The organism is Megasphaera intestinihominis (assembly GCF_040096415.1).
GTDB lineage: Bacteria > Bacillota > Negativicutes > Veillonellales > Megasphaeraceae > Megasphaera > Megasphaera intestinihominis.
Genome location: NZ_JBBMEU010000007.1, coordinates 1 through 25,119, shown reverse-complemented (window position 1 = coordinate 25,119; position 25,119 = coordinate 1). Strand labels below are relative to the sequence as shown.

At 54.9% G+C, this 25,119-nt stretch carries 26 protein-coding genes, 1 tRNA gene and 1 pseudogene; 7 read left to right on the top strand and 21 right to left on the bottom strand.

All coding sequences use genetic code 11. The features are described from left to right. Positions 1–3: 3 nt before the first annotated feature. The 8 genes from WMO23_RS02185 to coaE all read right to left on the bottom strand — a co-directional run bounded on the left by WMO23_RS02185 (position 4) and on the right by coaE (position 4,297). Positions 4–309 (bottom strand): L7Ae/L30e/S12e/Gadd45 family ribosomal protein, encoded by a 306-nt coding sequence (locus tag WMO23_RS02185; RefSeq protein WP_020310103.1) that lies wholly within the window; start codon positions 307–309, stop codon positions 4–6. Beyond that, positions 306–566, bottom strand: coding sequence for an RNase P modulator RnpM (rnpM, locus tag WMO23_RS02180; protein ID WP_020310102.1), 261 nt, complete (start codon positions 564–566; stop codon positions 306–308). Before rnpM ends, WMO23_RS02185 begins: the two co-directional genes overlap by 4 nt. 3 nt (positions 567–569) lie before the next feature. After that, complete coding sequence (nusA, locus tag WMO23_RS02175; RefSeq protein WP_292282012.1) at positions 570–1,721, bottom strand: transcription termination factor NusA; 1,152 nt, start codon at positions 1,719–1,721, stop codon at positions 570–572. A gap of 14 nt (positions 1,722–1,735) precedes the next feature. Next, positions 1,736–2,197 (bottom strand): ribosome maturation factor RimP, encoded by a 462-nt coding sequence (gene rimP / locus WMO23_RS02170; RefSeq protein WP_020310100.1) that lies wholly within the window; start codon positions 2,195–2,197, stop codon positions 1,736–1,738. Positions 2,198–2,308: 111 nt separating this feature from the next. Continuing rightward, complete coding sequence (locus WMO23_RS02165; RefSeq protein WP_020310099.1) at positions 2,309–2,923, bottom strand: hypothetical protein; 615 nt, start codon at positions 2,921–2,923, stop codon at positions 2,309–2,311. 89 nt (positions 2,924–3,012) lie between these two features. Beyond that, positions 3,013–3,097, bottom strand: a tRNA-Leu gene (locus WMO23_RS02160). 5 nt (positions 3,098–3,102) lie between these two features. Continuing rightward, positions 3,103–3,678 (bottom strand): lytic transglycosylase domain-containing protein, encoded by a 576-nt coding sequence (locus WMO23_RS02155; protein WP_020310098.1) that lies wholly within the window; start codon positions 3,676–3,678, stop codon positions 3,103–3,105. 10 nt (positions 3,679–3,688) lie between these two features. Next, positions 3,689–4,297 carry a dephospho-CoA kinase gene (gene coaE, locus WMO23_RS02150; protein WP_292282010.1) on the bottom strand — a complete coding sequence of 203 codons (609 nt, stop codon included), beginning with the start codon at positions 4,295–4,297 and terminating at the stop codon, positions 3,689–3,691. Positions 4,298–4,451: 154 nt separating this feature from the next. Here coaE and WMO23_RS02145 point away from each other — a divergent pair, with 154 nt between their 5' ends. The 3 genes from WMO23_RS02145 to WMO23_RS02135 all read left to right on the top strand — a co-directional run bounded on the left by WMO23_RS02145 (position 4,452) and on the right by WMO23_RS02135 (position 8,039). Beyond that, positions 4,452–5,312, top strand: coding sequence for a DMT family transporter (locus tag WMO23_RS02145; RefSeq protein ID WP_292106260.1), 861 nt, complete (start codon positions 4,452–4,454; stop codon positions 5,310–5,312). A gap of 118 nt (positions 5,313–5,430) precedes the next feature. Continuing rightward, positions 5,431–7,107 carry a glycosyltransferase family 39 protein gene (locus tag WMO23_RS02140; RefSeq protein WP_296820166.1) on the top strand — a complete coding sequence of 559 codons (1,677 nt, stop codon included), beginning with the start codon at positions 5,431–5,433 and terminating at the stop codon, positions 7,105–7,107. Then, on the top strand, positions 7,104–8,039 hold the full coding sequence (locus tag WMO23_RS02135) for a glycosyltransferase family 2 protein (protein ID WP_349173155.1): 936 nt from the start codon (positions 7,104–7,106) through the stop codon (positions 8,037–8,039). The genes WMO23_RS02140 and WMO23_RS02135 overlap by 4 nt, the downstream gene beginning before the upstream one ends. A gap of 57 nt (positions 8,040–8,096) precedes the next feature. Here the strand turns inward: WMO23_RS02135 and WMO23_RS02130 are convergent, their stop codons facing one another. Further along, positions 8,097–8,981, bottom strand: coding sequence for a LysR family transcriptional regulator (locus WMO23_RS02130; RefSeq protein WP_020310092.1), 885 nt, complete (start codon positions 8,979–8,981; stop codon positions 8,097–8,099). Between the two features lie 125 nt (positions 8,982–9,106). On the opposite strand from WMO23_RS02130, the gene WMO23_RS02125 reads away from it, so the two are divergent. Further along, the gene (locus WMO23_RS02125; RefSeq protein ID WP_020310091.1) at positions 9,107–10,120 is read left to right on the top strand and encodes a YeiH family protein; all 1,014 of its coding nucleotides are present in this window, start codon (positions 9,107–9,109) and stop codon (positions 10,118–10,120) included. 60 nt (positions 10,121–10,180) lie between these two features. Here the strand turns inward: WMO23_RS02125 and WMO23_RS02120 are convergent, their stop codons facing one another. The 6 genes from WMO23_RS02120 to WMO23_RS02095 all read right to left on the bottom strand — a co-directional run bounded on the left by WMO23_RS02120 (position 10,181) and on the right by WMO23_RS02095 (position 13,510). After that, entirely contained in the window at positions 10,181–10,411 is a 231-nt protein-coding gene (locus tag WMO23_RS02120; protein ID WP_020310090.1) for a thioredoxin family protein, read from the bottom strand. 11 nt (positions 10,412–10,422) lie between these two features. After that, complete coding sequence (locus WMO23_RS02115) at positions 10,423–10,752, bottom strand: ArsR/SmtB family transcription factor (RefSeq protein ID WP_020310089.1); 330 nt, start codon at positions 10,750–10,752, stop codon at positions 10,423–10,425. Positions 10,753–10,761: 9 nt separating this feature from the next. Further along, a complete protein-coding gene (locus WMO23_RS02110) occupies positions 10,762–11,760 on the bottom strand; it encodes a permease (protein ID WP_020310088.1) in 999 nt (332 codons plus the stop codon). A 186-nt stretch (positions 11,761–11,946) separates the two neighbouring features. Further along, complete coding sequence (locus WMO23_RS02105) at positions 11,947–12,510, bottom strand: homocysteine S-methyltransferase family protein (RefSeq protein ID WP_301877080.1); 564 nt, start codon at positions 12,508–12,510, stop codon at positions 11,947–11,949. Further along, positions 12,488–12,676: a hypothetical protein gene (locus WMO23_RS02100; RefSeq protein WP_292108131.1), complete on the bottom strand. Its 189-nt coding sequence runs from the start codon at positions 12,674–12,676 to the stop codon at positions 12,488–12,490. The genes WMO23_RS02105 and WMO23_RS02100 overlap by 23 nt, the downstream gene beginning before the upstream one ends. 90 nt (positions 12,677–12,766) lie before the next feature. Continuing rightward, the gene (locus WMO23_RS02095; RefSeq protein WP_292108132.1) at positions 12,767–13,510 is read right to left on the bottom strand and encodes an alanine:cation symporter family protein; all 744 of its coding nucleotides are present in this window, start codon (positions 13,508–13,510) and stop codon (positions 12,767–12,769) included. 168 nt (positions 13,511–13,678) lie between these two features. Between WMO23_RS02095 and WMO23_RS02090 the strand changes: the two genes are divergently transcribed. The 3 genes and pseudogenes from WMO23_RS02090 to WMO23_RS02080 all read left to right on the top strand — a co-directional run bounded on the left by WMO23_RS02090 (position 13,679) and on the right by WMO23_RS02080 (position 18,207). Beyond that, positions 13,679–15,697 (top strand): BCCT family transporter, encoded by a 2,019-nt coding sequence (locus tag WMO23_RS02090; protein WP_020310086.1) that lies wholly within the window; start codon positions 13,679–13,681, stop codon positions 15,695–15,697. Continuing rightward, the gene (locus WMO23_RS02085) at positions 15,694–17,067 is read left to right on the top strand and encodes a DUF389 domain-containing protein (protein WP_349173150.1); all 1,374 of its coding nucleotides are present in this window, start codon (positions 15,694–15,696) and stop codon (positions 17,065–17,067) included. The genes WMO23_RS02090 and WMO23_RS02085 overlap by 4 nt, the downstream gene beginning before the upstream one ends. Before the next feature lie 394 nt (positions 17,068–17,461). Beyond that, positions 17,462–18,207: pseudogene (locus tag WMO23_RS02080) on the top strand (arylamine N-acetyltransferase family protein). 101 nt (positions 18,208–18,308) lie between these two features. Here the strand turns inward: WMO23_RS02080 and WMO23_RS02075 are convergent. From WMO23_RS02075 to rnr, 6 genes are all read right to left on the bottom strand, one after another. Continuing rightward, a complete protein-coding gene (locus WMO23_RS02075; protein ID WP_020310083.1) occupies positions 18,309–19,022 on the bottom strand; it encodes an HI0074 family nucleotidyltransferase substrate-binding subunit in 714 nt (237 codons plus the stop codon). Between the two features lie 140 nt (positions 19,023–19,162). Next, complete coding sequence (gene mutM, locus WMO23_RS02070; protein WP_020310082.1) at positions 19,163–19,987, bottom strand: bifunctional DNA-formamidopyrimidine glycosylase/DNA-(apurinic or apyrimidinic site) lyase; 825 nt, start codon at positions 19,985–19,987, stop codon at positions 19,163–19,165. An 8-nt stretch (positions 19,988–19,995) separates the two neighbouring features. After that, positions 19,996–22,572: a DNA polymerase I gene (polA, locus tag WMO23_RS02065; RefSeq protein ID WP_296820204.1), complete on the bottom strand. Its 2,577-nt coding sequence runs from the start codon at positions 22,570–22,572 to the stop codon at positions 19,996–19,998. Between the two features lie 19 nt (positions 22,573–22,591). Next, positions 22,592–22,918 (bottom strand): hypothetical protein, encoded by a 327-nt coding sequence (locus tag WMO23_RS02060; RefSeq protein WP_020310080.1) that lies wholly within the window; start codon positions 22,916–22,918, stop codon positions 22,592–22,594. 18 nt (positions 22,919–22,936) lie between these two features. After that, the gene (smpB, locus tag WMO23_RS02055; RefSeq protein ID WP_014016334.1) at positions 22,937–23,410 is read right to left on the bottom strand and encodes an SsrA-binding protein SmpB; all 474 of its coding nucleotides are present in this window, start codon (positions 23,408–23,410) and stop codon (positions 22,937–22,939) included. A 12-nt stretch (positions 23,411–23,422) separates the two neighbouring features. Further along, positions 23,423–25,119, bottom strand: a 1,697-nt coding sequence (gene rnr / locus WMO23_RS02050) for a ribonuclease R (protein ID WP_349173148.1), incomplete at its 5' end; no start/stop codon positions are given.

The window sequence follows — 25,119 nt, the reverse complement described above, 5'->3', positions numbered from 1 at the left end:
CTTCTATTCATCACGCTTCACTTTCTCTATGGCCCCGGCGAAGCCTTTGTCATCAATGAGGATGATGACGCTCTGGGCTTTGCCGACGGCACTGCCTAATTCATTTTTCGTATATGTATCAACGACGGTGATCCCTTTCCGCTCCGCCAGGCGGCGATATTTCTCGACGTTATCGCTGCCGCCGTCGGAGGCCAGGAATAAGAGCGGGACGCGCCGGCGCTTCAATGTTTTCTGTGCGGCTCCATCACCGCAGACGGTCTTGCCAGCCCGGCAGGCAAGGCCGAGGAGATTCAGGACCTTGTCGCTCACAGCAGTTCCTTCCTCAGCTGTTCATAGATTTCGCTGGACACTTTGGTCTTCAGGGACCGTTCCAGGCGATGTTCCTTGTAGGCTTTTTCCAGGCATTCGCTGTTCAGACAGAGATAGACGCCGCGGCCGGACTTCTTGCCGGTCTTGTCGATCTCGACAGCGCCTTCCGGCGTGCGGACGACGCGGATCATTTCCTTCTTGCTCTTCTGTTCCTGACAGCCGGCACAGACGCGCATGGGAGTCTTTCGGGTCTTCATGGCTTATTCTCCTTCCGTATCGGCTGTACCTTCGTCAGCTGCCGGCATGGCCAGGTCGCTGAGGATGTCGATGTCATCGGCCGGTTCACTGTCCTGCGGAGCTTCTGCCTGGGCAGCCAGTTCGGCAGCCTGGCTTTCGCTCTTGATGTCGATCTTCCAGTTGGTCAGTTTCGCAGCCAGGCGGGCATTCTGGCCGGCCTTGCCGATGGCCAGGGACAGCTGGTAATCCGGTACGACGACGCTCGACGATTTTTCGTCTTCATCGACCGTGACCGAAATGACCTGAGCCGGGCTGAGGGCGTTGGCGATGTAGACCGCCGGGTCTTCATCCCATTTGACGATGTCGATCTTTTCGTTCTGCAATTCCGAGACGATGTTCTGGACGCGCGAGCCTTTCGGGCCGACGCAGGCACCGACGGAATCGACATTGGCATCGCGGGAATAGACGGCAATCTTAGAACGGCGGCCCGGTTCGCGGGCGACGGATTTCAGTTCGACGACGCCTTCGTAGATTTCCGGTACTTCCAGTTCAAAGAGGCGCTTCAAGAGGCCCGGATGGGTCCGGGATACGAGGATCTGGGCGCCTTTCGTCGTCTTGCGGACTTCGACGACATAGCACTTGATGCGCTGGCCGACGCTGTACGTTTCCGACGGGATCTGTTCCGATGCCGGCAGGATGGCTTCAGCCTTGCCCAGGTCGACGTAGACGTTGCGGTTCTCGATGCGCTGGATGATGCCCGTGATGATGTCGTCCGTGCGGTCCGAGAATTCATCATAGACGATGTTGCGTTCCGCTTCGCGCAGGCGCTGGATCATGACCTGTTTGGCAGCCTGGGCGGCGATGCGGCCGAAATTGTCCGGCGTGACATCGACGTTGACGACGTCGCCGACTTCGTAATTGACATCAATGAGGCGGGCCTTATCAAGAGAGATTTCCGTATGCGGGTCTTCGACTTCGTCGACGACGGTCTTGGCAGCCTTGATGGCATAGTCGCCCGTCGAGCGGTTCAGTTCGACTTCAGCCGTCGGATTGGCATCGGGTTCCTTCTTGTAAGCCGTGATCAGGACGGCTTCCAGGGAGTCACAGATGACATCCGGAGATACGCCTTTCTCTTTGGATAAGTAAGCAATAGCATTGAGCAATTCTTTATTCACGTTAATAACCTCCACTAAAAATCAATATGCAAACGGACTTGCGATATTTCTTTCATGTCAATCTTATCTTCACGGCCATCGACCTGGACGATGAGATGCCCGTCAGCTGTCTTTTCGACGAGATCTGCCGTCAGGTCCTTGACGCCGTCGCGGGCCTTAAAGAAATGGATGTCTACGGACCGGCCAGCATAGCGGACGAAGTCCTTGTCCTTCTTGAGGATGCGGTCCAGTCCCGGCGACGATACTTCCAGGAGATAGTTGTCGCTGATCGGGTCCTTTTCGTCGAGGACCTTGCTCAGCTTCTCGCTGACGGCCTGGCAGTCTTCCAGGTCGACACCACCTTCTTTATCAATGAATACGCGCAGGTACCAGTTCCGTTCGCGCACGTATTCGACGTCGACCAGTTCCAGGTCAGTCCCTTCGATAATCTGTTCTACTTCCTTGGCAATCAAATCTTCAATGTGTTCACGTCTCATCGTATTCACCAGCTTATCTTCAAAATTTCCTACAGGTAAAAGTTAAGAGTGGGCTTTCACCCACTCTTCGCATCTAAACATCTAAATTACTTTTAGTATACCACTGTCTGCTCATTCTGACAATGATTTGTCCCGGTCAGCCGCGATTTCGTCGAGGACGGGCAGGAGGCGTTTCCGCAAGGCTTTCTCCAGCTCCTTCAAAGACGACGTATCGAAGTCGTGGACCAGGTGCGGGAAGTTCTGCACCCGCCGTTCAGCAAAGAAATCGTCGCGCAGGACGTTGTACATCAGGGACAGGCCGCTGCGCGTGGCTGCGTCGTAATAAGCCAGGATCATGTAGGACCCGTTGATGATGCGCACGGCATCGTTGGGCTTGACCAGGCGCCGGAAGCCCTGATAGCTGTCGGGCAGGAACTCATCCCATGCGACGTCAGGGACGCCCTTGTTCTTGAGGATGACGCTGAAATTGCGGCTCCGTTCGACGTAATCGTCGTGGATGATACGGGCCAGGCGCTCTTCGACCATGGACCGGAAGAGGTCGAAGGAATCGGTGATGAATTCGATGAGGGCGAATTCCAGCATGCCGATATCCGTCCGGATAGAGAATTCTTCCGATTCGGGATTCAAGATAGCCCGCACGGTCCAGCCGTTGACGTGATTCTCATAGGTGAACAAGCGGTACTCGACGGGCTTGCCGTCTTTCTCGATCATGCGATATTCTTCCAATAACTGAAAATCTCCCACTGAAAGTGGGAGAACAGTTGTGATATTCCATTGTTTGAGTGTTTCAATCAATGTAGCATCCATAGTAAAAATGGTGCGGTTGGCGGGAGTTGAACCCGCACGATCGAAGATCACTGCCGCCTGAAGACAGCGCGTCTGCCATTCCGCCACAACCGCATAACTCAGAAATCGTAAAGCTGTTTGTAATGCTTTTCGTTCAGCAAGACTATTCTAACATATTCTCGCGTTTCTGAAAAGGGGATTTTTTCAATTTCTTGAAAATTTTTCGTCCAGCCATATTTCTGGATCCACGAGTCGACATGTCCCCGGCCGGCATTATACGCAGCCAAGGCCAGTACTTGATTCCCGTCGTATTCCTTCAATAAGTAGGCCAGATACCAGGTTCCCAACCTGATGTTTGTACGGACGTCATTGAGTTTTTCAGGCGTGTAGTCGGTCATCCCCATCTCATCGGCAATCCATTGTGCCGTGTCGGGCATGACCTGCATGAGGCCATGGGCACCGGGCTGGGAAGCAGCTCGTTCGTCAAACTTGCTTTCCACTAAGATGACGGACGCCACCAGGGCGGGGTCGACTTTGTCTTCGTAGGCATACTGCCGAACCAGGTAATCGTACTGGAGAGGGTATACGAACTTCCGCATGACATCATCTTTCCAAGAATAAAAGTACGATGCGGACAGACATATCAATAATGCCGCTATGATGATTTTCCCTTTGGTGCTTGCTCTTTTTCTCAACGTCTTCTCCCTACCCTTTGATGCGGTCCATCAAGGCCTGCCATGCGACGAGTACCTGTTTCTGCGTCTCTTCCGGAGAGCCGGTATTGTCGATGATGACCTGTGCCAAAGACCGTTTGTCGTCGATAGGAAGCTGTGCATGAATCCGTGCCAGTGCTTCACTTTCGGGATAGCCGTTCCGCTTCATCAGCCGCGTAAGCTGCGTTACCGGATCGACGTACACCAGCCACGTTTCGTCAACGTACGAATCGTATTTTACCTCATAAAGCAGGGGCATGTCAAGGAAAATGACAGGATTTTTTTTATTTTCTTCGATTTTTTTGATTTCCCCGTCGATGCCGGCATGGATGAGGGGGAATAAAATGGCTTCGAGCTGCGCTTTCTTCGCCTTATCGCCAAAGACGACGCTGCCGATGTAGGCCCGGTCCATGGATTCGTCGGCTAAGAGCGTCTTCGGCCCAAAAGCCGCAGCGACGGCCGCAAGTCCTTCTGAACCGGGTTCGACGACGTCGTGGGCAATGACGTCGCAGTCGACGATACCTGCCCCCAATTCGCGCAGCATGGTGACGACAGTACTTTTGCCGGAGGCAATGCCGCCGGTCAGGCCAATATGTAACATAAGAATCGCTCCTCCTGTAAATCTTTTCTTCCATTATAGCCGTTCCCGGCCTGTCTGTCCATGCCCTGCCGGACGGGCCGCTGCCTTGATTTCTCCTCTCCCGTCCGATAAAATAAGGTTGCTAACCAATTTCTAAAAAAGAAGGTGTTTTCCTATGATGCGCGCTCTATTTCTATTATATGCCATCTGGGGTTTCAACTGGGTCGTCATGAAGACGGCCAATGCTTATTTCCCGCCCGTCCTGTTCGTGGCCTTCCGCTTCCTCATCGGCGCCGCCGTCATGCTCTCGGTCTGCGCCTGGCGCCGTATTCCCGTCCCGGAACGGAAGTACTGGAAGTGGATCGCCGCTACGGGCATCTTGCAGATTGCCGTCAACAATGTCTGCATGCAGATCGGCATGTATTCGCTGACAGCCGGCGTCGTCTCCGTGTTGAACTACACCATGCCCGTGTGGATGGCCATTCTGGCCCAGCTCTTCCTCAAAGAAAGGCTGACGCTCCGGAAAATAGCCGGCATAGCCATCTGCATCGCCGGCCTCTTCGTCCTCATGGACATCCATGACCTGGGCAATATGACAGCCGTCTCCATCGTCCTCGCCGGGGCCGCCGCCTGGGCCGCATCGGGCATCATCCTGAAACGGCACCTCCAGGACAGTCCGCCCCTGCAGTACTCGGCCTGGCAGATGGTCGTCGGCTCGCTCCTGCTCTTCATCGTCGCCCTGATTGTCCCACAGCCTTCCATCCACTGGACAACAACAGCTGCCGCCTGTCTGCTCTATAACGGTATCCTGGCTGCAGCTGTCGGCTTCTTCTTATGGAATTATATCCTCGCCCACATGGAAGCCGGCAAGGCCGGCGTCGCCATACTGGTCGTCCCCGTCGTCGGCGTCGTCAGCGGTATCCTCGTCCTGGGCGAAGCCTTCACCTGGCATACAGCCCTGGGCATTCTCCTGGTCCTGGGCGGCGTCCTGCTCATCGTCAAACCCAGACGGCCGCGCCTGTCCCTGACGCATTAAGGTAAAAATGACATATGTCACAGAAATATGAAAACACAGGAAATTGTCATTTCTTTTATGATTTATTTATAATCTTCCTGTATACTATATAGTAACGCACATATATAGGAGGTATTTTATGACTGACGCACTTCGCCGCCACCGGCGCTTTCTGATGGGCCTGTTCATCGCCGCTGCGGCCTTTTTGTACCTGGCCCACATCGGGTCGTATCATCTCATCGACCTCGACGAAGGACGCTATCACCGGGTCGCCATGGAAATGGTCCTGTCCGGCGACTACATCACGCCCCACTTCGATTACATGCCCTATTTCGAGAAGCCTATTTTCCAATACTGGGTCACGGCCCTGTCCATGGAGCTCTTTGGCATCCGTGAATTCACGGGCCGCATCCTGCCGGCCCTGACGGGCCTTGGTAACGTCTTCCTGGCCTTCTGGCTGGCCAAGACCATGTACAACCAGCGCACAGGGCTCCTGGCTGCCGTCATCGTGGCTACGTCGGCACTGCAGCTCATCGTCGCCTCTATCGGCGTCATGGACATGGCCCTGACCTTTTTCATCGATGCCTGCCTGGTCTCGTTCTACGTCTTTGAACGGACGGAAAACAAGAAATACCTGCTCGTCTTCTACGCTGCCATGGGTTTCGGCATGCTCACGAAAGGCCTCATCGCCATCGTCTTCCCCTTTGGCATCCTCTTCTGGTATGCCCTGCTGAGCAAGCGGCCGCGCCTCTTCCTCAAACTCTTCTACCTGCCGGGCATCATCCTCTTCCTGGTCATCGCCGTGCCCTGGTACTACCTGGTCTGCCAGAAGAATCCGGACTTCTTCTATTTCTTCTTCATCCGCGAACACTTTCTGCGCTTCGCCACCAAGATGCACGAACGCTTCCATCCCTGGTACTACTTCGTCCCGGTCCTCATCGCCGGCCTCATGCCCTGGACGGGCTTCGTGGCGACGTTCTTCAGCAAAGACGGGATTTTCCGCAAGCCCGGTTCCCTGCGGCATAAGAGGGACCTGCTGCTGCTCGCCCTCTGGGCCGGCCTGATTTACGTCTTCTACAGTATTTCCGACTCGAAACTGCCGACGTACATCCTGCCCTGCTGGCTGCCCTTGTCGGTCCTCCTGGCCGCGTCCATCGAACGGTGCCGTCAGGAAGGGCGCTGGCTCGGCCACAGTTTTCTCATAAATGCCATCCTCTGCCTGCTGTTCACGGCAGCGGGCATCGCCTACCTCATGCACACCGATTTCCTGACCGTCGCCGACTTCCTGACCCACGGCGGCCTGCTCATCGCCTCGCTCTTCGTCGGCACCCTGGCAGCGGCCTGGGTCTGGCATCGCAAGAAGGACTTCCTCTCGGTCCTGGTCATCCTCAGCTGCATGGCCTATGGCTTCGGCCTCGGCGCCCATCAGATCCAGGGCCAGATTCACGACCATCAGACGGCCTATACAGTCAGCCAGGACATCCGGTCCCTGAACGTCCCGGACAGCACGCCGATCATCATGTATGGCTCGTTCATGCCAGGCCTGGTCTACTATCTGGATCGTCCCATCGCCGCCGGCAACTTCATGGGCGAGCTGGAATTCGGCATCCATCATACGGACCAGACGAACATGTACTACGGCAGCCAGGACTTGTATGACCTCTGGAACAGCGACCAGCCGGCTATCGTCGTCGTCCAGCCGAAATACCGCGACGAAGCCCTGCGCGTTTTGGGAACGGTTCCGGCCCAGCGCCTCGACGTCGAAGACTATACGGTCCTCCTGAACCGGGCCGCCGCCGGAGGTGACAAACGATGAAGCAAATCGACATCCTCGTCCCCTGTTATAACGAAGAAGCCGTCCTGCCCCAGTTCTATCAGCGGACGTGCGCCGTCATCGACGCCCTGCCAGACTACGCCTTTACCTTCATCTTCGTCAACGACGGCAGCCGCGACCAGACCCTGCCCATCCTGCGCCAGCTCCACGAAAAAGATAAGCGCGTGGCCTACGTATCCCTGTCGCGCAACTTCGGCAAGGAAGCAGCCATGCTGGCCGGCATGGACTACGCCGAAGGCGACGCCCTGGTCATCATGGACGCCGACCTCCAGGACCCGCCGGAACTCCTGCCGGACATGATCGCCTGGTGGGAAAAAGGCTACCGCGACGTCTCGGCCCGCCGCCGGCGCCGCGAAGGGGAAACGTTTTTCAAGAAGTGGTCGAGCCATGTCTATTACCGCCTGCTCAAGAAATTGTCCCCCGTCCCGGTCCAGGAAGACGTCGGCGACTTCCGCCTGCTCGACAGGCGCTGCGTCAAGGCCCTGTGCAGCCTGCGCGAATGTCAGCGCTATACCAAGGGCCTGTTCAGCTGGATTGGCTTCGAGAAGAAAGAAATCCTCTTTGACCGGCCGCCCCGGGCTGCGGGCAAGACCAAGTGGAACTACTGGAAGCTCTTCAACCTGGCCATCGACGGCATTACCAGCTTCACGACGGCGCCTTTGCGCATCGCCGCCTTTACCGGCTGTTTCCTGGCCATCGTCGCCGCCATCTATCTCGTCTTCATCGTCCTGCGCACCCTACTCTTCGGCGAAGACGTCCCAGGCTATCCGTCCCTCATCTCCCTCATCCTCTTCATCGGCGGCGTCCAGTTCACCTTCATGGGCATCCTCGGCGAATACGTCGGCCGCATCTATAACGAAAGCAAAGGCCGCCCGCCGTACATCGTCGGCGAAAGCACACGGGAAAAGAAATAAATCAATCAAAAATGACCGCTCCGTCGGCAGACAGATGGCGGTCATTTTTAGGTTCCATCACAGCCATTCATCACTGTGGCAGCAGATGGATATGAGGTCCTGCATGGGCTGTATCAGGTATTTGTTTTTGTGATGTACTAGGCGGAAATGGCGCTTGAATTCGAGGCCCGGCAAAGGGAGTTCGACGAGGCGGCCCGTTTCGATTTCGTTTTGAACCAGGCGGCGGGACAGGACGGATACGCCTAAGTTGGCCATGACGGCTTTCTTGATGGCTTCGGAGTTATTGTAGACGCCGATGATGCGGCAGGTCAGGTGGTGGTCTTCCAGGACGCGCTCAAAGAGGTCCCGCGTGCCGCTTCCCTGTTCGCGGACGAAGACGGGCAGGTCGTCCAGGTCCTGCGGCGCTGTAATGGCCTTACGGCTCCATTCGCTGTTCGGCGAAGCGATGAGGGTCAGATAATCCGTAAGGATGGGCCGGGATACGAGGTATGGCGAATGGACTCGTCCTTCGACAAGGGCCAGGTCCAGTTTATCTTCCATCAGGAGCTGTTCCAGTTCCTCCGTATTGTGGATAGCCGACAGGATGTCCCATTCAGGATGTATCTGACGGCAATGCGTCAGGAGTTCGACCAGGAAGATGTCGCCAATGGTGATGCTGACGCCCAGGCGGATTGGCAGCTGATGCTGCATGGCCGTCAGGCTGTCTTCAGCCTGCTGGCAGAGCGATAAAATCTGATAGGCATACTGTTTCAAGTTCTCGCCGGCAGCGGTCAGGTAAATATGACGACCCAGGCGTTCGAATAACAATATGCCGTAATGGTTTTCCATTTCATGGATGGCCTGGGTGACTGACGGCTGGCTGATGTGGAGCTGGCGGGCCGCTTCGGTCATGCTCAGCCGCTCGCAGACAGCCAGGAAAATGCGGAAATGGCGCAAGGTCATGGACTTCTCCTCCTCATTTCATAGGTAAATACTTATGATTTATATTATATCCTAGTATTTTACTTATTGAAAGAGACAGATTATACTGGAGTCATCTCAAATATCAGTATAGGAGTGACTTCATCATGCATTTATCCACTATGATCGACTGGCGCCACGCCCTGCTCGGTGTCGTCCTGACCCTGGCCTGTTCCCTGGCCGGCCAATCCCTGGCAGCCCTGCCGGGCTTTTCCCTCATCGGCCATCTCGTCCTGGCCCTGCTATTGGGCATGGTCATCCAGGTCTGCCGTCCCGTCACCCTGGCAGCCCGGGAAAGTACGGGCTTCATTGCCAACAAATTCCTCCGGGCCGGCATCATCTTCCTGGGGTTCAAGCTGAATCTCATCGTCCTGGTCAGCGCCGGTCTGCAAAGTCTGGAAGCGGCAGTCTTTGTCGTCGCCATCATGATTCCCCTCAATTACGCCGCCGCCCGTTTCCTGCGCGTCGATCACACCCTGGCCCTGCTCACGGCCTGTGGCTGCAGCATCTGCGGCGCCGCCGCCGTCATGGGCGTGTCCGGCGCCCTCAAGGCCAAGGCCGACCAGTCCGTCCTGGCCGTCGCCATCGTAGCCATCCTGGGCACGGTCTTTACACTCATCGAAGTCTTCGCCCAGCCCATCCTGGGCTTTACGGACAGCCAGTTCGGCGTCATGGCCGGCCTGAGTCTCCATGAAATCGCCCACGCCGTCGCCGCCGGCGGCAGTGCCGGCCCGGTCGGGACAGACAGCGCCATCATCGCCAAATTATCCCGCGTCCTGCTCCTGGCTCCGGTTGCCATCATCCTGGGCATCGTCGAAGCCTGGCGCCAGCGCCGTCAGTCCCAGGATAGGGATCAGAAATTCAAAGTCCCCATCCCCTGGTTCATGGGCGGCTTCATCGCAGCCAGTGCCATCGGCTCCTATATCCCCGCCATCGGATTGGCCGTCCCCATGCTGGTCAAGATAGCTTACCTCATCCTGGGCATGGCCATGGCCGCCCTGGGCCTGAACGTCAACTTCTCAGTCATCGCCAAAGAAGGCGTCCGCCCCATGGTCAGCGCCATCACCTGCTCCTTCGTCATCCTGGCCCTGTCCTGGTTCATCGTGCGCACGTGGTTCTAGGAAGTGCAGAAAAAGGTGCTGTCGCATGAAGACAGCGCCTTTTTTTGCAGTATAATCCCCTTACTTCAGGTATGCTTCGACCTGGTCCGCTTTGAGGGCCCGGCCTGTCGAAACGACTTTATCATCGACGACCAGTGCCGGCGTACTCATGATGCCATAGCGGGCGATCTGGGCAAAGTCCGTGACATATTGGACTTCGGCGTCAATCCCCAAATGCTGTACGGCTTCTTTCGCAGCAGCCAGGAGGGATTCACATTTGCTACAGCCACTGCCTAATACTTTGATTACCATATGATCAACTCCTATTCTTTGTCGGCCTGCGCTGATGGCTGGCAGGCTTTGCCCGGTACGCAGCCAGTGTGCGTACACTTTAAAGTATCTATAAAGGTGCGGAAAGCCGTCAAGGTCTGGCAATTCAGGGAGTAATAGGTATTCTTCCATTCTTTCCGGCTAGTCACCAGACCGCATTCAGTCAACACCTTCATATGATGAGATAAGGTAGGCTGGGTGATTTGAAAATACTCCAGCAGCTTGCAGGCACACATTTCCCCCTGCGTCAACAATTGGACAATCTGCAGGCGGTTCGCATCCCCCAAGGCTTTACATAATAAGGATACATCTACGGCATTCATTGAATCACCTCACAATAGAAATCCCTGAAGGGCGTTGAAACTGTAGCCGACCAAGATGATTCCGATGACGCAAGTCAGGATAAAGACGCCTAACAATTTCGGCTTGATGGCTTTTCGCAGCAAGATAAGCGAAGGCAGACTCAGCGTCGTCACGGCCATCATGAAGCTCAATACGGCGCCTAACTGCGCCCCCTTCCCCAGCAAGGCTTCGGCAATGGGGATAGAGCCAAAGATATCGGCATACATCGGTGCCCCTACCAGGGTGGCCAGGATTACGCCAAGCGGATTCTGGCGCCCCAGAACGTCTTCGACCCACTGCTCAGGAATCCAATTATGGATCAACGCACCGATTCCAACGCCAATCAGGATATAGGGAAAGACCTTGCGGAACGTACTGGTCATCTGTTCTTTCGCATAGTCCAAACGGTCGCGCCTTGTCAATTGTGGAATCTCCGCTTCACTGACAGCCGGAGCCTGACGGATGAAATCTTCAATTTCCGCCTCCATGTGCAGGCGTTCTATGACGGAACCGCCGATAACGGCGATGATCAGGCCAAAAACCACATAGGCCACGGCAATGCGATAGCCAAAGATACTGATGAGCAATACCAGGCTGCCTAAATCGACCATAGGTGACGAAATCAAAAAAGAAAAAGTAACGCCCAGGGGGAGGCCGGCACTGGTAAATCCCATGAACAGCGGAATGGACGAACAAGAGCAGAACGGCGTCACCGTCCCCAGCAAAGCCCCCATGATATTCGCCCAGATACCGCGGAACCGTCCCATGATTTTCCGGCTCCGTTCCGGTGGGAAGTAACTCTGGATATAAGAAATAAGAAAGATCAATACGCATAACAGTACGGTAATCTTCACGACATCATAAAAGAAAAACTGCAAACTGCCGCCGACCCGGCTCTGTACATCGACACCGGCATATTGTAAAATTGCCGCAACGACCTCATTCAGCCACTGCATCCCTAAAACCTGGTTCTGGATAAAAAGCCACATATCCTCCGCCTCCATCACATAGATTTTTGTCTATGTCATAGATTATACAAGTGATATAGATGATTGTCAATATGATAGGTTCAAAAAGAAGGACTGCCACATGAAGGCGTCTGCCCTCGTGCGACAATCCCTTTCCAAAGAGTATGTACTATCTGCTGAAAACTACAAACACTGTACGATAAACGATTATTTTCCCGTATACGTCCTGCGGGCGGCGACGACTTGGCGGATGTGGTCGGCTACGGTCGTACAGCAGCCGCCGACGGCGACGGCACCTGCTTTCATGTAATCCAGGGCATAATCGCCGAAACGGCGGTCCGTCCCGACGCCGTGCCAGGTCTTGGTCTGCGGGTCGTATTCTTCGCCACTGTTCGGGTAGACGATGATCGGAAGGTCCGATGCCCTTTTCAATTCGCCGATGAGGCTGGCAATGTATTCCGGCTTCGTGCAGTTGACACCGATGGCCTGCAGGTGCGGATAGTTACGGGCCAGCTGGCGGGCACAATCGGCCAGGAGCTGGCCTTCGCAGTTGTGGCGGCCGTCGCAGCAGGAAAAGCTGATCCAATAGGGGGCGCCCAGTTCTTCGGCGATCTGCGCTTCGACTTCCGCTTCCATCAGGGACGGTTCTGTTTCAAAGAGCAGGACGTCGGCACCGGCCTGCCACAGGAGTTCCGCCCGGCGGCGATGGAAGTCCCGCAGCGTATCGGCACTGACGCCGTAATGGCCCTTATATTCGGACCCATCGGCCAAATAAGCCCCGTACGGGCCGGCACTGGCCAGACAGAGCGGCCAGGACGCGGGCCGTCCACAGTTTGTTGTTCAAATCGGCCCCGAGATTTTCCAAAGCTGTCCCCATGGAGCCGTCGAGGACCAGGATGCCCTCGCGGTCCAAAATCTGTTTCAATGTACTTTTCATTTTCTTTCCCCTTTCACAGGCACCGTCCCATAAGCGACGACAGGCGGATTTTCCCCTCGTTCCTGCGCCGGCAGGAAACGGAACCAGAAATCATTGACGGACGATCAATTCCAGCGTCTCCGGTACCTGCGGCAGATGCTGGACGAGGATGGCCAGGCCGCCGAGGATGTAGAGCAGGGCCATGATGGGCACGACCCGTTCCATGACGGCCGAAATGCGCCGCAAGCCGCCGAAGATGGTGACGAAACAGGTGAGGCCCAGAAAAGCGGCTGACCAGAGCGGGTCGATGCCGAAGGCTTCCCGCAGGGCGCCTACGACGGATTCCGTCTGGACGCTGCACGTCCAGGGACCCAGGGTAAAACAGGCAATGGCCAACAGGAAAGCCCCTTTCCGCCAGCCCAGGGCGTTGCGCATGACAAAGGACCGGTCGCACATGTATTCATCCATGGATTCAGAATACTTGACGCGGAAGCGCTGGCCCAAAATGATTTCGCAGGCCTTCGTCGACATGCCGAGACAGCCCGAGACCCACATCCAGAAGACGGCGCCGGGACCGCCGGAAACGATGGCCGTCGCCACGCCGCCGATATTGCCGACGCCTATCGTATTGGCCATGGCCGTACAAGCTGCGGCGAACCCCGATACCGACCCCTGGCCGCTGCCATGGTGCTGGAACATCTTGCCAAAAGTATTGCGGAAATGAAACCCGATGTGCCGGAAATTATAGTAAAAATGAAAACGGATACTCAAATACAAGCCCATACTGACCAGCACGACAATCATCGGCGTCCCCCACAAAGCATCGGAGACCGCCATCAATCCATTCAAAATCATAGTTTTCCCCCAATCAATACATAGTCTGACTTACTAAGAATGACATAAGCCATGGAAAAAGTCAATGATTCCTTCCATTTGTCACGTACTTTTCGATATGATACAATTTATATAATACAATTAATTTGTTCATATCTTTCATTTTTATTTTGGAAAGGTGGTTTTTCTTTGAAAATTCCAAAAAACAACTTGCAGGCAAGTATTGTCCTGCCCAGTATCTTATTCATTGGGATCGTCATCATAAGCTGTATCTTCTTTCCCGACCGGACAGATACAATTTTAAGTATTGTAAAAGAATATATATTCAGTTCATTCAGCTGGGTATACATTCTTTGTGTCGCCTTCTTTTTCCTCTTCCTGGTCATCTTATGCCTGGGAAAACTCGGTGACATCCGCTTGGGAAACGAAGATGAAAAACCAGAATTTTCCTTTTTTTCCTGGCTGTGCATGCTGTTTTCAGCCGGTATGGGCATTGGCCTGATGTTCTTTGGTGTAGCCGAACCGATTTCCCACTTATCGGCCCCCTTGCACGGGTCGGCTTCATCACTGGTCCAAACGAAGGAAGCCATGCTGAACACCCTGTTCCATTGGGGAATCCATGCCTGGGCGATTTACGGTATCATCGGCCTGGCCCTGGCCTATTTCGGATTCCGCTATCAGCTTCCCGTAACCCTGCGTTCCGGTTTTTATCCCCTCCTGAAGCATAGACTGAACGGTTTCTGGGGCAACCTGATCGATATCGTCGCCCTCTGTGCGACGATTTTCGGTCTGACGACGACGCTGGGCTTCGGAGCCATGCAGCTCAACGCCGGCCTGAGTGCTGTCGGCATTTTTTCGACAGCCTCTTTTTCCCACATCGTCCTCTTGATTGTCATCACCGTCGGCCTGGCCATCTTGTCGGCCATTTCCGGCGTAAGTAAGGGGATCCGTTACATGAGCCAGGGAAATCTGATCCTGGCCATCGCCCTGCTCCTGTTCATCCTCTTCGCCGGCCCGACGGTATATCTCTTGTCGGCCTTCACAGAAAACGTAGGCTACTATCTGACACACATCATCGAACTGTCTTTCCGCACTTTCGCCTACGAAAGCACCAAAGAAGAATGGTTCACGAACTGGACCATCACCTATTGGGCCTGGTGGATTTCCTGGGCGCCCTTCGTCGGTCTCTTCATCGCTAAGATTTCCAAAGGCCGCACGATACGCGAATTTGTCGTCTGCGTCCTCCTGGTCCCTACCCTGTTCAATATCTTCTGGATGACCGTGTTCGGCAACGGGGCCATCTGGGTCGACGGCCAGACCGGTGGCATCCTGACCCAGGCCGCCGCGGAAACGGAAAAGCTCTTATTCCTGTTCCTGGACCAATTCCCCCTGGCCCTGGTCACCTCACTGATTGCCCTGCTGGTCATCGTCATTTTCTTTATCACTTCGGCTGACTCGGGGATTTTCGTCATCAACAGCATCGCCTCGCAAGGGAAGAATACGTTTCCCAAGTGGCAGACTGTCTTATGGGGAACCCTGCTTGCCCTGCTGTCCATCGCCCTGCTCTATTCCGGCGGCCTCCAAGCCCTGCAGACGATGACCGTCATCATCGCCCTGCCCTTTGCCGTCATCATGATCCTGATGGTGTTCTGCCTGCTCCGGGGCTTGACGATCGATAACGCCTATTTCAGCAGAAAATTGTCAGAAAGTACCGTCTACTGGGATGGCTCCCATTGGCAGGACCGGCTGAAAAAAATCGTATCCGTCGGGACCTTGGACGATTTCCAGCAGTTCCTCAAACAGACCGTCGACCCGGCTTTCCAGGAACTGCGCCAGGAATTTCTGCGGAATGGAATTTCCGTCCACATCCAGGGCAGTGATGATAGTCAGACGGCCTGCCGGGAATTGATTGTCGAAAGCGGGAGCCTCCGCAATTTCATTTATGGCATCCGCTACCGGGCCAATGACGTATCCGATACTGTCGTCGGCTCCCTGTCCTTCCCGACCATTACGGAAGAGGAAAATTATGAACCCATTTGTTATTTTGCCGACGGCCGACGCGGATACAGCATCAAATATATGCAGAAAGATGAATTGATCACCGACGTCCTCCGTCAATATGAACGATATGTCAAGATGCTGGCAGCCGGCAAACACGACTTATACCTGACAGATAAAGTACATCCCGGACAAGGAGGAAAATCATGAACCGCTGGAATAACTTAATCGATTTGAAAGGCGACTCGGCCCCGATGGAAGTCATCAATCAGCGCATCTTATCCGACGCCACCATCGAAGGCACGAACTTGATCGTCTTAGTCATGGCCATCATGATCGCCTGCATCGGCCTGAACTTGAACAGCGTCGCCGTCATCATCGGCGCCATGCTCATTTCCCCGCTGATGGGCGGTATCGTAGCGACGGGCTACGGAATGGCCGCATATGACGTCCCTTTTATCCGCAAATCCCTCATCAAATTATCCTTCCAGGTCGGCCTGGCCGTGCTGACAGCTTCGATTTATTTTCTCCTTTCGCCGTTTACCTCGCCGACAGATGAAATCCTGGCCCGGACTACCCCGACAATCTGGGATGTCCTCGTCGCCTTATGCGGCGGGATTGCCGGTGCGGTCGGGAACACGCGGAAAGAAAAGAGCAATGTCATCCCCGGCGTCGCCATCGCCACGGCACTGATGCCGCCCCTCTGTACGGCCGGCTATGGGCTGGCCTCCGGGAACCACACGTTTTTCCTGGGTGCCTTGTACCTGTTCTTCATCAATGCCTTTTTCATTGCCTTGTCTTCGTTCTTGGTATTTAAGATTCTGAAAGTCCCGCCTCACGGCAATGTCGCTGAAGCTCATTTTCGCAAACAGCGTCTCATTTTAGTTATCCTCGGCCTATTAATTACGATTCCAAGCATCTATATGGCTCATCTAACGGTAAAAGATGCGCTCCAGGAAGTCCAGGTCAAATCTTTTATAGAAACAAACATGAATTTTGAAAAAACTAGTGTCGTTTCTTACACACTAAAAGATAAGACCTTGACAATTGATCTTGTCGGGGCTGTCCTGACGGAAGAACAAATAGACCAGCTTAAATCGAACATAAATAACTATCCACGTCTTCAAGGCATATCTCTTTCTATTATCCAGGGAAACAGGAATCTGAACACTGAGGAAGTGCAGCGATTAATCAATTCACGTATAGAAAAACAAGGCAAAGCCGAAAAAGAAGCTTCGTACAAGATGCTGACCAGTAAATATTACCCAGCTTACGAACGTGCTGCAGCAGACCAGCAGGTCATCCAGATTCTAAACAGCCAGGCTCCTTTATTATTCCCGGAAATCCAGTCTGTCCGGGGTGGCACGCTAACAGCCTTGCATCGAGATAACGATACGAAAGACAGTACATTTGGCTACGACCGTTTCATGGCCGAAGTTACCGTCAGAACTCCCCTTAGTGCCGATGACGCGCTGCGTCTGCATGATTGGATCAAAGGTCAGGTAAACATGCCTGTCATTCTGAATGTCCAGACCAGCAATGCTCCCAGCGAATACTATGGCAACGGGATTCAATGGTAAAATCAAAACTGCTTTAAGCAGCTGAAAAGTATACCGACCCCCAATTGTTAGACCAAAACTCTAACGATTAGGGGGTCGTTTTGTTATTTATTTAATTTACTCTGGCTTGATAGCAGATGAATCTATCTTTAACTTTTCTGTAATCGCTTGAAAAAACTCAGTACTTCAAAGAGCTATGTGTTTGCCAAAAAAGGAGCGACATCTCTTTTTGCAGCATCAAAATCCAGTTCGGCAAAACTTTTTTTACATATCTTTTGTATCTTGCTACAAATACCATAATGCAACCTGGCGACATTGTATGGATTGTTATTGCATTGGCACATTTCCCAGAGTATGGTATACTATTTTTTAGACAAAAGTCATGTTTGAAGATCCAGGATAAAATTCATATCCCATGAATCAAAAAAGGGAGGAACCTGTCATGGATGTCACTCATCACAAATTATCCTCGCAAGAACTCGCAAACTATCTCCAACGGATCCATCTGGTATCTCCACCGAAGGCAACCGATATAGACGGCTTGAAGGAACTCCAAATCCATCATCTTTTATCCATTCCTTATGAAAATCTGGACCCTATGAATGGCATTTCAACATCCATGGATTCAGAAGACCTCTATAAAAAAATGATTCTTCATCGACGGGGCGGATATTGCTTTGAACTGCAAGGGCTGTTTCTTCTACTGCTCACGACACTTGGCTATCACGTTGAACAGCGGGCAGGCCGTTTTATGGACGAGCCCGGTATTGTCCAGATGCGGCGTCACCGGGTCCTGATAGTTACCATAGACAGTATCCCCTGGCTCACTGATGTTGGCGTCAATAGTGAATCCCCCAGACAACCAATCCGCATTCATGGAAACCGATCTATGGTTTTACCGATGAACCGCAGATCGATGACGATTTTATCATGCCCTCTTTCTATTGTGACCAACATCCCGATTCCCGGTTCAATAAATACATGAAAATCAGCCTGTTTACCCAGGATGCCGATTTGACTATCGTAAAAGATGAAATGAAAGTGTATCGAAATGGCAAAGTAGAAAAGCGTCTTCCCATTTCTGGAAAAGAAGAAGCTGCCCATCTCCTGTCTGACATTTTCCACATCTCAGTTCCCCATAATTATCGTCTTTTACCATAAATTTAAAGAATATGACCATAAAGCTATGATATTTTTGCATACAGCAAAAGGGCTTATGCACGATTCTCCGTGCAATAAGCCCTTTTACGTTGTTAGTAAGGTCAAATATCAAGTCTCGAACGTACTTCCTGATCCAGCACCTGCAGCAGGCCGATGTAGTCTTCTTTGATGTGGCGGTAGATGTCCTGTGCCGTTTCTTCATTATAGGTATGAAAAGAAAGGTTGCGTTTGACCTGCATGTCCAGCCATTTTTCCGCATCGCCGATGAGATGTTGTTTCCAGGCTTCGCGGATACTGCTGCGTGGGCTGGTCGCTTCGATGCCTTCATAGTCCAGGACGGCCTTCATCAGTTTCCAGGCCAGTTCAAAGGTAAATTCAAAACGCTGGATGGTTGCATCGAGATAGAGGTCGTCTTCGTCCAAAGTCTTGGTCAGGGCAATTTCCAGGCGGTTCAGGGCTTTGTGGTAGTCTTCCCACTTCAGCCGTAATTGTTCTTTCGTCATCATCCATTCTCCTTTGCCGTCGACAGCCCAGAGCAGTTTCCCTTCCCTGTCGATGGCATCTTTCAATTTCTGATTCGGCTGACGCCGGTAATCAATGAGATCAAAAGTAAAGGGCAGCTGGCTCTGGTCGAAATCGAGCTGCAGCGGCGTCACCAGATTTTCCGTACTGGCAATGGCCAAATCCACATCGGAAACAGGCTTATAATCGCCACGAGCCCGCGACCCGAAGAGTTTCACCCAATCGATCCGGTTGCCATAGCGGGACAAAATAGCAAAGATCTGCCGCCACTGTCTGACACTCAATCCGTACATAGTACTCCTCCTTTGGGACGGCTCCTGCTTAACCTCTCCGGCCCTGCGGGCCACCTCCCCTATGAAGGGAGGCTTGGGCGCCCCTATGATTGGCGGGCGGCCGGCGACCTGCGACCTGCGGGCCGCCTTTTAGGCGGCCCCTACGATTGGCACTTCGGGCAGTAGTGGGTGCCGCGGCCGTTCAGTTTGGTGTATTCGATGGTCGTGCCGCAGACGGTGCAGGGCGTGCCTTCGCGGCCGTAGACGCGGAGGTTTTCCTGGTTCTGCCCTTCTTTGCCGTTGCTGCTGATGAAGTTGCGGATTGTCGTGCCGCCGTGTTCCAGGCCTTCCTGGAGGACGGCGACGATGGCTTCATGAAGGCGGGCCGCTTCTTTTTGGGTCACTGTATCGCTGTGGCGCATGGGCCGGATGCCCGCCCGGAACAGGGCTTCGTCGACGTAGATGTTGCCCAAACCGGCCACTTTGGTCTGGTCCAGGAGGAGCATCTTCACCGGCCGGTGGCAGCCCTTGAGGAGGTCATAGAGCCGCTCCGTCGTGAAGTCCGGACTGATGGCGTCCGGTCCCAGGTTGTCGTAACCTTTGACGCCTGTCGCCCCCTCTGACGGCACGAGCCACAGGCAGCCCAGGGTGCGGATATCGCGGTAGAGGAGGCGCCCTTCGCTGAGCGTAAAAATAAGATGAATGGCCCGGCCAGCATACTGGCCGGGCTTTTCTTCATAGAGCAGGCTGCCTGTCATGCGCAGATGGACCAGAAAGGACCAGGGACCGCGGCAGCGGACAAAGAGGTACTTGCCGCGGCGTTCCACGCCTTCCAGGGTCTGGCCGGTCAAGGCGGCTGCAAAACGGTCTGCCGTCGTATTCTTGATGAGCCTGGGCAGGCCTATTTCAACGGCCGTAATGGCCTTTCCCCGGACACGCTCGTCGAGGAAGGCCCGTATCGTTTCTACTTCCGGTAATTCTGGCATGGTCTCACCTACTTCGCTTCTTCCCAGTTGACGCCGCTGTGGATGTCGACGACGAGGGGCACGGATAAATCGACAATGTGTTCCATTGTATCCTTGAGGAGCTGTTCCACTTCGTCCTTTTCCCCGGCCGGGACTTCCAGGACCAGTTCGTCATGGACCTGGACCAGAAGCTGGCTCTTCAGATGGCGTTTTTCCAATTCGTCCTGGACAGCGTTCATGGCCAGCTTGATGATATCGGCGGCGCTGCCCTGGATAGGCGTGTTCATGGCCGTCCGTTCGGCAAAGGACCGGCGCGTGAAGTTCTTGCTGTTGATTTCCGGCAACGCCCGGCGGCGGCCGAACATGGTGACGGCCATGCCCGATTCCTTGGCCGAGGCGATGAGGCCGTTCATGTAGTCGTGGACCGTGTTGTAGCGGGCAAAATACGAATCGATGTATTCCTTGGCTTTTTGGCGGGAAATGGAGATATTCCGGGCCAGGCCGAAGTCGCTGATGCCATAGATGATGCCGAAGTTGACGGCCTTGGCATGGGACCGTTCTTCCGGCGTGACCTCGTCCAGGGGGATGCCGAAGACTTCCGACGCCGTCCGGCGGTGGATGTCCTGGCCCTTCTTGAAGCCGTCGATCATAGTCGGGTCCTGGGACAAGTGAGCCAGGAGGCGCAATTCGATCTGCGAATAGTCGCCAGAGACGATGTAGTCATAGCCTTCGCCGGGCACGAAGAGGGAGCGTATCTTGCGGCCCTGTTCGGTCCGGATGGGGATATTCTGCAGATTCGGGTCGGAACTGCTCAGACGTCCCGTCGACGTGACCATCTGGTTGAAATGGGTATAGATGCGCCCCGTTTCCGGCACGATGAGCGGTTCCAGGCCATCGAGATAAGTGGAAATGAGTTTCTTCAAGGCCCGGAAGTGCAGAATCTTGTCGATCATGGGATGCTTGTCGCGCAGGGCGTCGAGGACGGAACTGTCCGTCGAATAGCCCGTCTTGGTCTTCTTGATGACCGGCAGCTGCAACTTCTCGAAGAGGATGACGCCGAGCTGTTTCGGCGAATTGATGTTGAAGGTCTCGCCGGCGTCGTCGTAAATGGCTTCTTCCAGGGCATCAGCCTGGCGGGACAATTCGCTCTTCATGGTCATGAGGCGGTCCGTATCGACAGTGAAGCCGTTCATTTCCATGACGGCCAGCGTATGGATGAGCGGTTCTTCGATGGTATCGTAGAGCTGTGTCAGGGATGCCTTATCCAATTCAGCTGCCGCTTTGGGCCAGACCTGGAGGGCAAAAGCGGCATCGCAGGCCAGCTTCTGTCCGTCGTCTTCTGTGCCTTCGTCCAGGCTGACGTCGAAGGTTTCGGAAATATACGTCAGGCCATAGGACGTCCGCGTCGGGTCGAGGAGATAGGCTGCCAGGATGATGTCCTTCAAGGGCAGGCGGCCCGGAGCGACGCGGGATACGACCTTGGTCAGGTCCTTGCCGTCATCGGTGACGACGGCTGCCGCTTCGGTCAGGACGGCGAGATAGGCGTCGTAATCGCTTTCGGGAACGACGAAGGCGCCATCATCGACGGCCATGGCCAGGGCCGTCACAGCCGGGATGGGCTGGCTGCCGTCATAGCGGGCGGCGACGGCGACGGTCTTCCCTTTCAGGCTGGCCGCGCCCGGTGCGTCCATGACCTGGACGGCCGCTGCCGGTGCCGCGGCGTCTGCCAGATGAGAGAAGCGGTCGAAGGCGGCAAAGCGTTCCAGAAGATTGCGGAAGCCCAGGCTGCGGAAGAGCTGGGCCACGTCTTCCTGGCGCGGCTGGGGCTGGAACATGTCCATGGTGTAATCGAGGGGCACGTCACAGCGGATAGTGGCCAGGTCCTTGGACAAGACGGCCTTGTCCTTGTTGTCGGCCAGTTTTTCCTGCAGCTTCTTGCCCTTCACTTCGTCCAGGTGTTCGTAGACGCCGTGGACGCTGCCGAACTGGCTGATGAGCTTGAGCGCCGTCTTTTCGCCGACGCCGGGGACGCCGGGGATATTATCGGCCGTATCGCCCATGAGGGCCTTCATGTCGATGACCTGGGCCGGCGTATAACCGTATTCGGCTTCCATGACGGCCGGCGTAACGGCCAGCATGTTGGTGATGCCCTTCTTGGTCAGATAGACCGTCACGTCGTCCGTGACCAGCTGCAGGGCGTCGCGGTCACCGGTGACGACAGCGACGGCATAGCCATCGGCTGCCGTGCGGCGGGCCAGGGTGCCGATGATGTCGTCCCCTTCGTAGCCTTCCTGTTCGAGGACGCAGATGCCCAGGCAGGCCAGGACTTCGCGGATCAGGGCGAACTGGGGCCGCAGGTCATCCGGTGTGGGCTTGCGCGTAGCCTTGTAGCCGTCGAACAAGTCGTTGCGGAAGGTGTGCTTGCTCTTGTCGAAGGCGACGGCAACGTACTGCGGGTCCAGTTCTCCGTACAATTTCAATAACATATTCAAAAAACCATAGACGGCATTCGTCGGGTGCCCCTGGGCATCGGTGAGATGCGGGATGGCATAAAATGCCCGATAGAGCAGACTGCTGCCGTCGATGATGACGATATTTTCTTTCATAGAACCTCCCTACGCCCACTCACCGATGCAACAGGGAGCTGACGATGCTGTAGATACAGTAGATGACGAAGATGCCCAAGAGATAGGGCATGGCCATGATGATAAAGCCCAGGGCGCCGATGATGACGGCGACGATGCAGAAGACGATGAAGCCCAGGGCCAGTTTGACACGCCACGAAAGGCCGGACGTGACGATGTGGATGCCATGATGCGCTTCCTGTTGCTGACGCAGCCGTTCTTCATAGAGGGACTTCTGGTCTTGGACCGTCCCATCTTCATCGATGGTCTGGCCGCGGAAACTATCCCGTTCGTGATCCGAAAGGATTTTTGGGTCTTCTGAATTCATAGATACTTCTCCTCCTGATTAGTAGTTACGGCTCTTCATGCGGCGTTCGATGTCGCGCTTGGCTTCTTTTTCGGCCAGGGCCTGCCGCTTGTCGTAGAGCTTCTTCCCTGTTACCAGGGCGACGGTCACTTTGACCTTCCCCTTCTTGAAATAGAGGTTGAGCGGGATGAGGGTATAGCCTTTTTCCTGGATCTTGCCCAGGAGCTTGATGATTTCATATTTATGGAGCAAGAGCTTGCGCGTCCGCAGGGGATCGTGGTTGAAGCGGTTGCCCTGATCATAGGGACTGATGTGCATGCCCAGGAGGAAGACTTCGCCGTTCTCGATGCGGCAGAAGCTGTCCTTCAGATTGACCTTGCCCTGGCGCAGGGACTTGACTTCCGTCCCCGTCAGGGCAATGCCGGCTTCATACGTTTCATGGATAAAATAATCGTGACGGGCCTTGCGGTTGTCCGAAATATATTTCACACCCTTTGTCGGTGACGTTGCCAAAACGAATTCCTCCTATTTCTTCTTCTTTTTGCCGCGGCGGCTCTTGCTGCCCTTGCCCTTGCACGCGGCTTTGCGGCCGGATTTCTTGTCCTTGCAGCCTTTCTTATCCTTCTTGTCTTTCTTGCCCTTCTTGCCGATGGCTCCGGCGAACCAGTTGTGCTTGGTGTCGGTGTCCTTCTTATCGCTGTGTTTCCGTTTATGGCGCCGTTCGGCACTGGCCGCCATGAGCTGCTGCACGTCTTCCAGCGATTCGTAGCGGCCCGGGACGAAGTCGATTTCGCATTTTTCCACATTGACCTGAGCCAGGGTGACTTCCATGGCATCGCCTAAGCGGTAGACCTTGCCGCCGTGCTGGCCGCGCAGGGTGTACGACGCTTCGTCGAATTCGTAGTCGTCGTCAGTGAGCAGGGAAATGTGGACCAGGCCTTCGATGCCGTTTTCCAGGCCCACGAAGAGGCCGAAAGACGTAATGCCCGTAATGTGCGCTTCAAAAGGCTGACCGATGAAGGGCAGCATGTACTGGCACTTCTTGAGGTCGTCTGTTTCCCGTTCGGCTTCGACGGCAATGCGTTCGCGCGAGCTGGCCTGGTCGGCGGCGATGGTATGGTACGACAGGGACTGCTGCGATTCTTCCTCGGTCAGCTTGCCCCGGCGCTGGTACTGGCGGATCAGACGGTGGACCATGAGGTCCGGGTAGCGGCGGATAGGCGACGTGAAATGAGTATAACATTCCGAAGCCAGGCCGAAGTGGCCGGCATTAGTCGTCGAATAGCGGGCCTGCTGCATAGAGCGCAGAGCGATGGTCTGGACGACGGCGGCTTCATCGGTGCCCTTGGTCATTTCCAGGAGCTTCTGGAAGTCTGCCGGCTTGACCGATTCCGTATCGGGCATGGGCAGGTTGAAACTCGACAGGACGGTGCGCATCATATCCAGCCGTTCCGGTTCGGGCAGTTCGTGGATACGGTAGACCGACGGGTTTTCGCTGTCCCGGAGATAGCAGGCTACGGTTTCATTGGCAATGAGCATGCTTTCTTCGACGATCTGTTCGGCAATGGTCCGTTCCCGTTTTTCCAGACGCAGCGGTACGCCGTCCGGATCAAGGATGACTTTGTATTCAGGGAAATCGAAGTCGATGGCCCCGCGGCGGAGGCGCATGTTCTTGAGGATCGTCGACAAGGCCCGCAGTTCGTGGAGCATGGGCATGAAGGGCTGCAAGTCGTCAGGCACGATGCCTTCCAGGAGGGCCTTGCGGATTTCGACGTAGTTGCAGCGCCGTTTGACGCGGATGACGGCCGGGCCGATGTCGGCCTTGAGGACCTTGCCTTCTTCGTCGATTTCCATGACGCAGGTCATGGAGTAACGGTCTTCATTGGCGTTGAGGCTGCAGATGCCGTTGGACAGGACCGTCGGCAGCATGGGGATGACCCGGTCGACAAGGTAGACGCTGGTGCCGCGGTTATATGCTTCCTGGTCGATGGCCGATCCCGGGCGGACGTAGTAGCTGACGTCGGCGATGTAGACGCCCAGTCGGAAATGGCCGTTGGGCAGGCGGACGACGTCGATGGCATCGTCCAGGTCCTTGGCATCTTCACTGTCGATGGTGATGAGCTGGCGGTCGCGGTAATCGCGGCGCCCTTCTTCCAAGGTGACCGTCGTGTCGATCTTGGCGGCTTCCTTCTTGACGTCGTCCGGGAAGTCGAAAGGCAGGC

What these genes read in the sequence shown, in the direction of transcription:
- rnpM (WP_020310102.1), bottom strand. Translation starts at nt 566, where the DNA reads ATGAAGACCCGAAAGACTCCCATGCGCGTCTGTGCCGGCTGTCAGGAA.
- rimP (WP_020310100.1), bottom strand. Translation starts at nt 2,197, where the DNA reads ATGAGACGTGAACACATTGAAGATTTGATTGCCAAGGAAGTAGAACAG.
- coaE (WP_292282010.1), bottom strand. Translation starts at nt 4,297, where the DNA reads ATGTTACATATTGGCCTGACCGGCGGCATTGCCTCCGGCAAAAGTACT.
- WMO23_RS02145 (WP_292106260.1), top strand. Translation starts at nt 4,452, where the DNA reads ATGATGCGCGCTCTATTTCTATTATATGCCATCTGGGGTTTCAACTGG.
- WMO23_RS02140 (WP_296820166.1), top strand. Translation starts at nt 5,431, where the DNA reads ATGACTGACGCACTTCGCCGCCACCGGCGCTTTCTGATGGGCCTGTTC.
- WMO23_RS02135 (WP_349173155.1), top strand. Translation starts at nt 7,104, where the DNA reads ATGAAGCAAATCGACATCCTCGTCCCCTGTTATAACGAAGAAGCCGTC.
- WMO23_RS02130 (WP_020310092.1), bottom strand. Translation starts at nt 8,981, where the DNA reads ATGACCTTGCGCCATTTCCGCATTTTCCTGGCTGTCTGCGAGCGGCTG.
- WMO23_RS02125 (WP_020310091.1), top strand. Translation starts at nt 9,107, where the DNA reads ATGCATTTATCCACTATGATCGACTGGCGCCACGCCCTGCTCGGTGTC.
- WMO23_RS02120 (WP_020310090.1), bottom strand. Translation starts at nt 10,411, where the DNA reads ATGGTAATCAAAGTATTAGGCAGTGGCTGTAGCAAATGTGAATCCCTC.
- WMO23_RS02115 (WP_020310089.1), bottom strand. Translation starts at nt 10,752, where the DNA reads ATGAATGCCGTAGATGTATCCTTATTATGTAAAGCCTTGGGGGATGCG.
- WMO23_RS02110 (WP_020310088.1), bottom strand. Translation starts at nt 11,760, where the DNA reads ATGTGGCTTTTTATCCAGAACCAGGTTTTAGGGATGCAGTGGCTGAAT.
- WMO23_RS02100 (WP_292108131.1), bottom strand. Translation starts at nt 12,676, where the DNA reads ATGAAAAGTACATTGAAACAGATTTTGGACCGCGAGGGCATCCTGGTC.
- WMO23_RS02095 (WP_292108132.1), bottom strand. Translation starts at nt 13,510, where the DNA reads ATGATTTTGAATGGATTGATGGCGGTCTCCGATGCTTTGTGGGGGACG.
- WMO23_RS02085 (WP_349173150.1), top strand. Translation starts at nt 15,694, where the DNA reads ATGAACCGCTGGAATAACTTAATCGATTTGAAAGGCGACTCGGCCCCG.
- WMO23_RS02075 (WP_020310083.1), bottom strand. Translation starts at nt 19,022, where the DNA reads ATGTACGGATTGAGTGTCAGACAGTGGCGGCAGATCTTTGCTATTTTG.
- mutM (WP_020310082.1), bottom strand. Translation starts at nt 19,987, where the DNA reads ATGCCAGAATTACCGGAAGTAGAAACGATACGGGCCTTCCTCGACGAG.
- polA (WP_296820204.1), bottom strand. Translation starts at nt 22,572, where the DNA reads ATGAAAGAAAATATCGTCATCATCGACGGCAGCAGTCTGCTCTATCGG.
- WMO23_RS02060 (WP_020310080.1), bottom strand. Translation starts at nt 22,918, where the DNA reads ATGAATTCAGAAGACCCAAAAATCCTTTCGGATCACGAACGGGATAGT.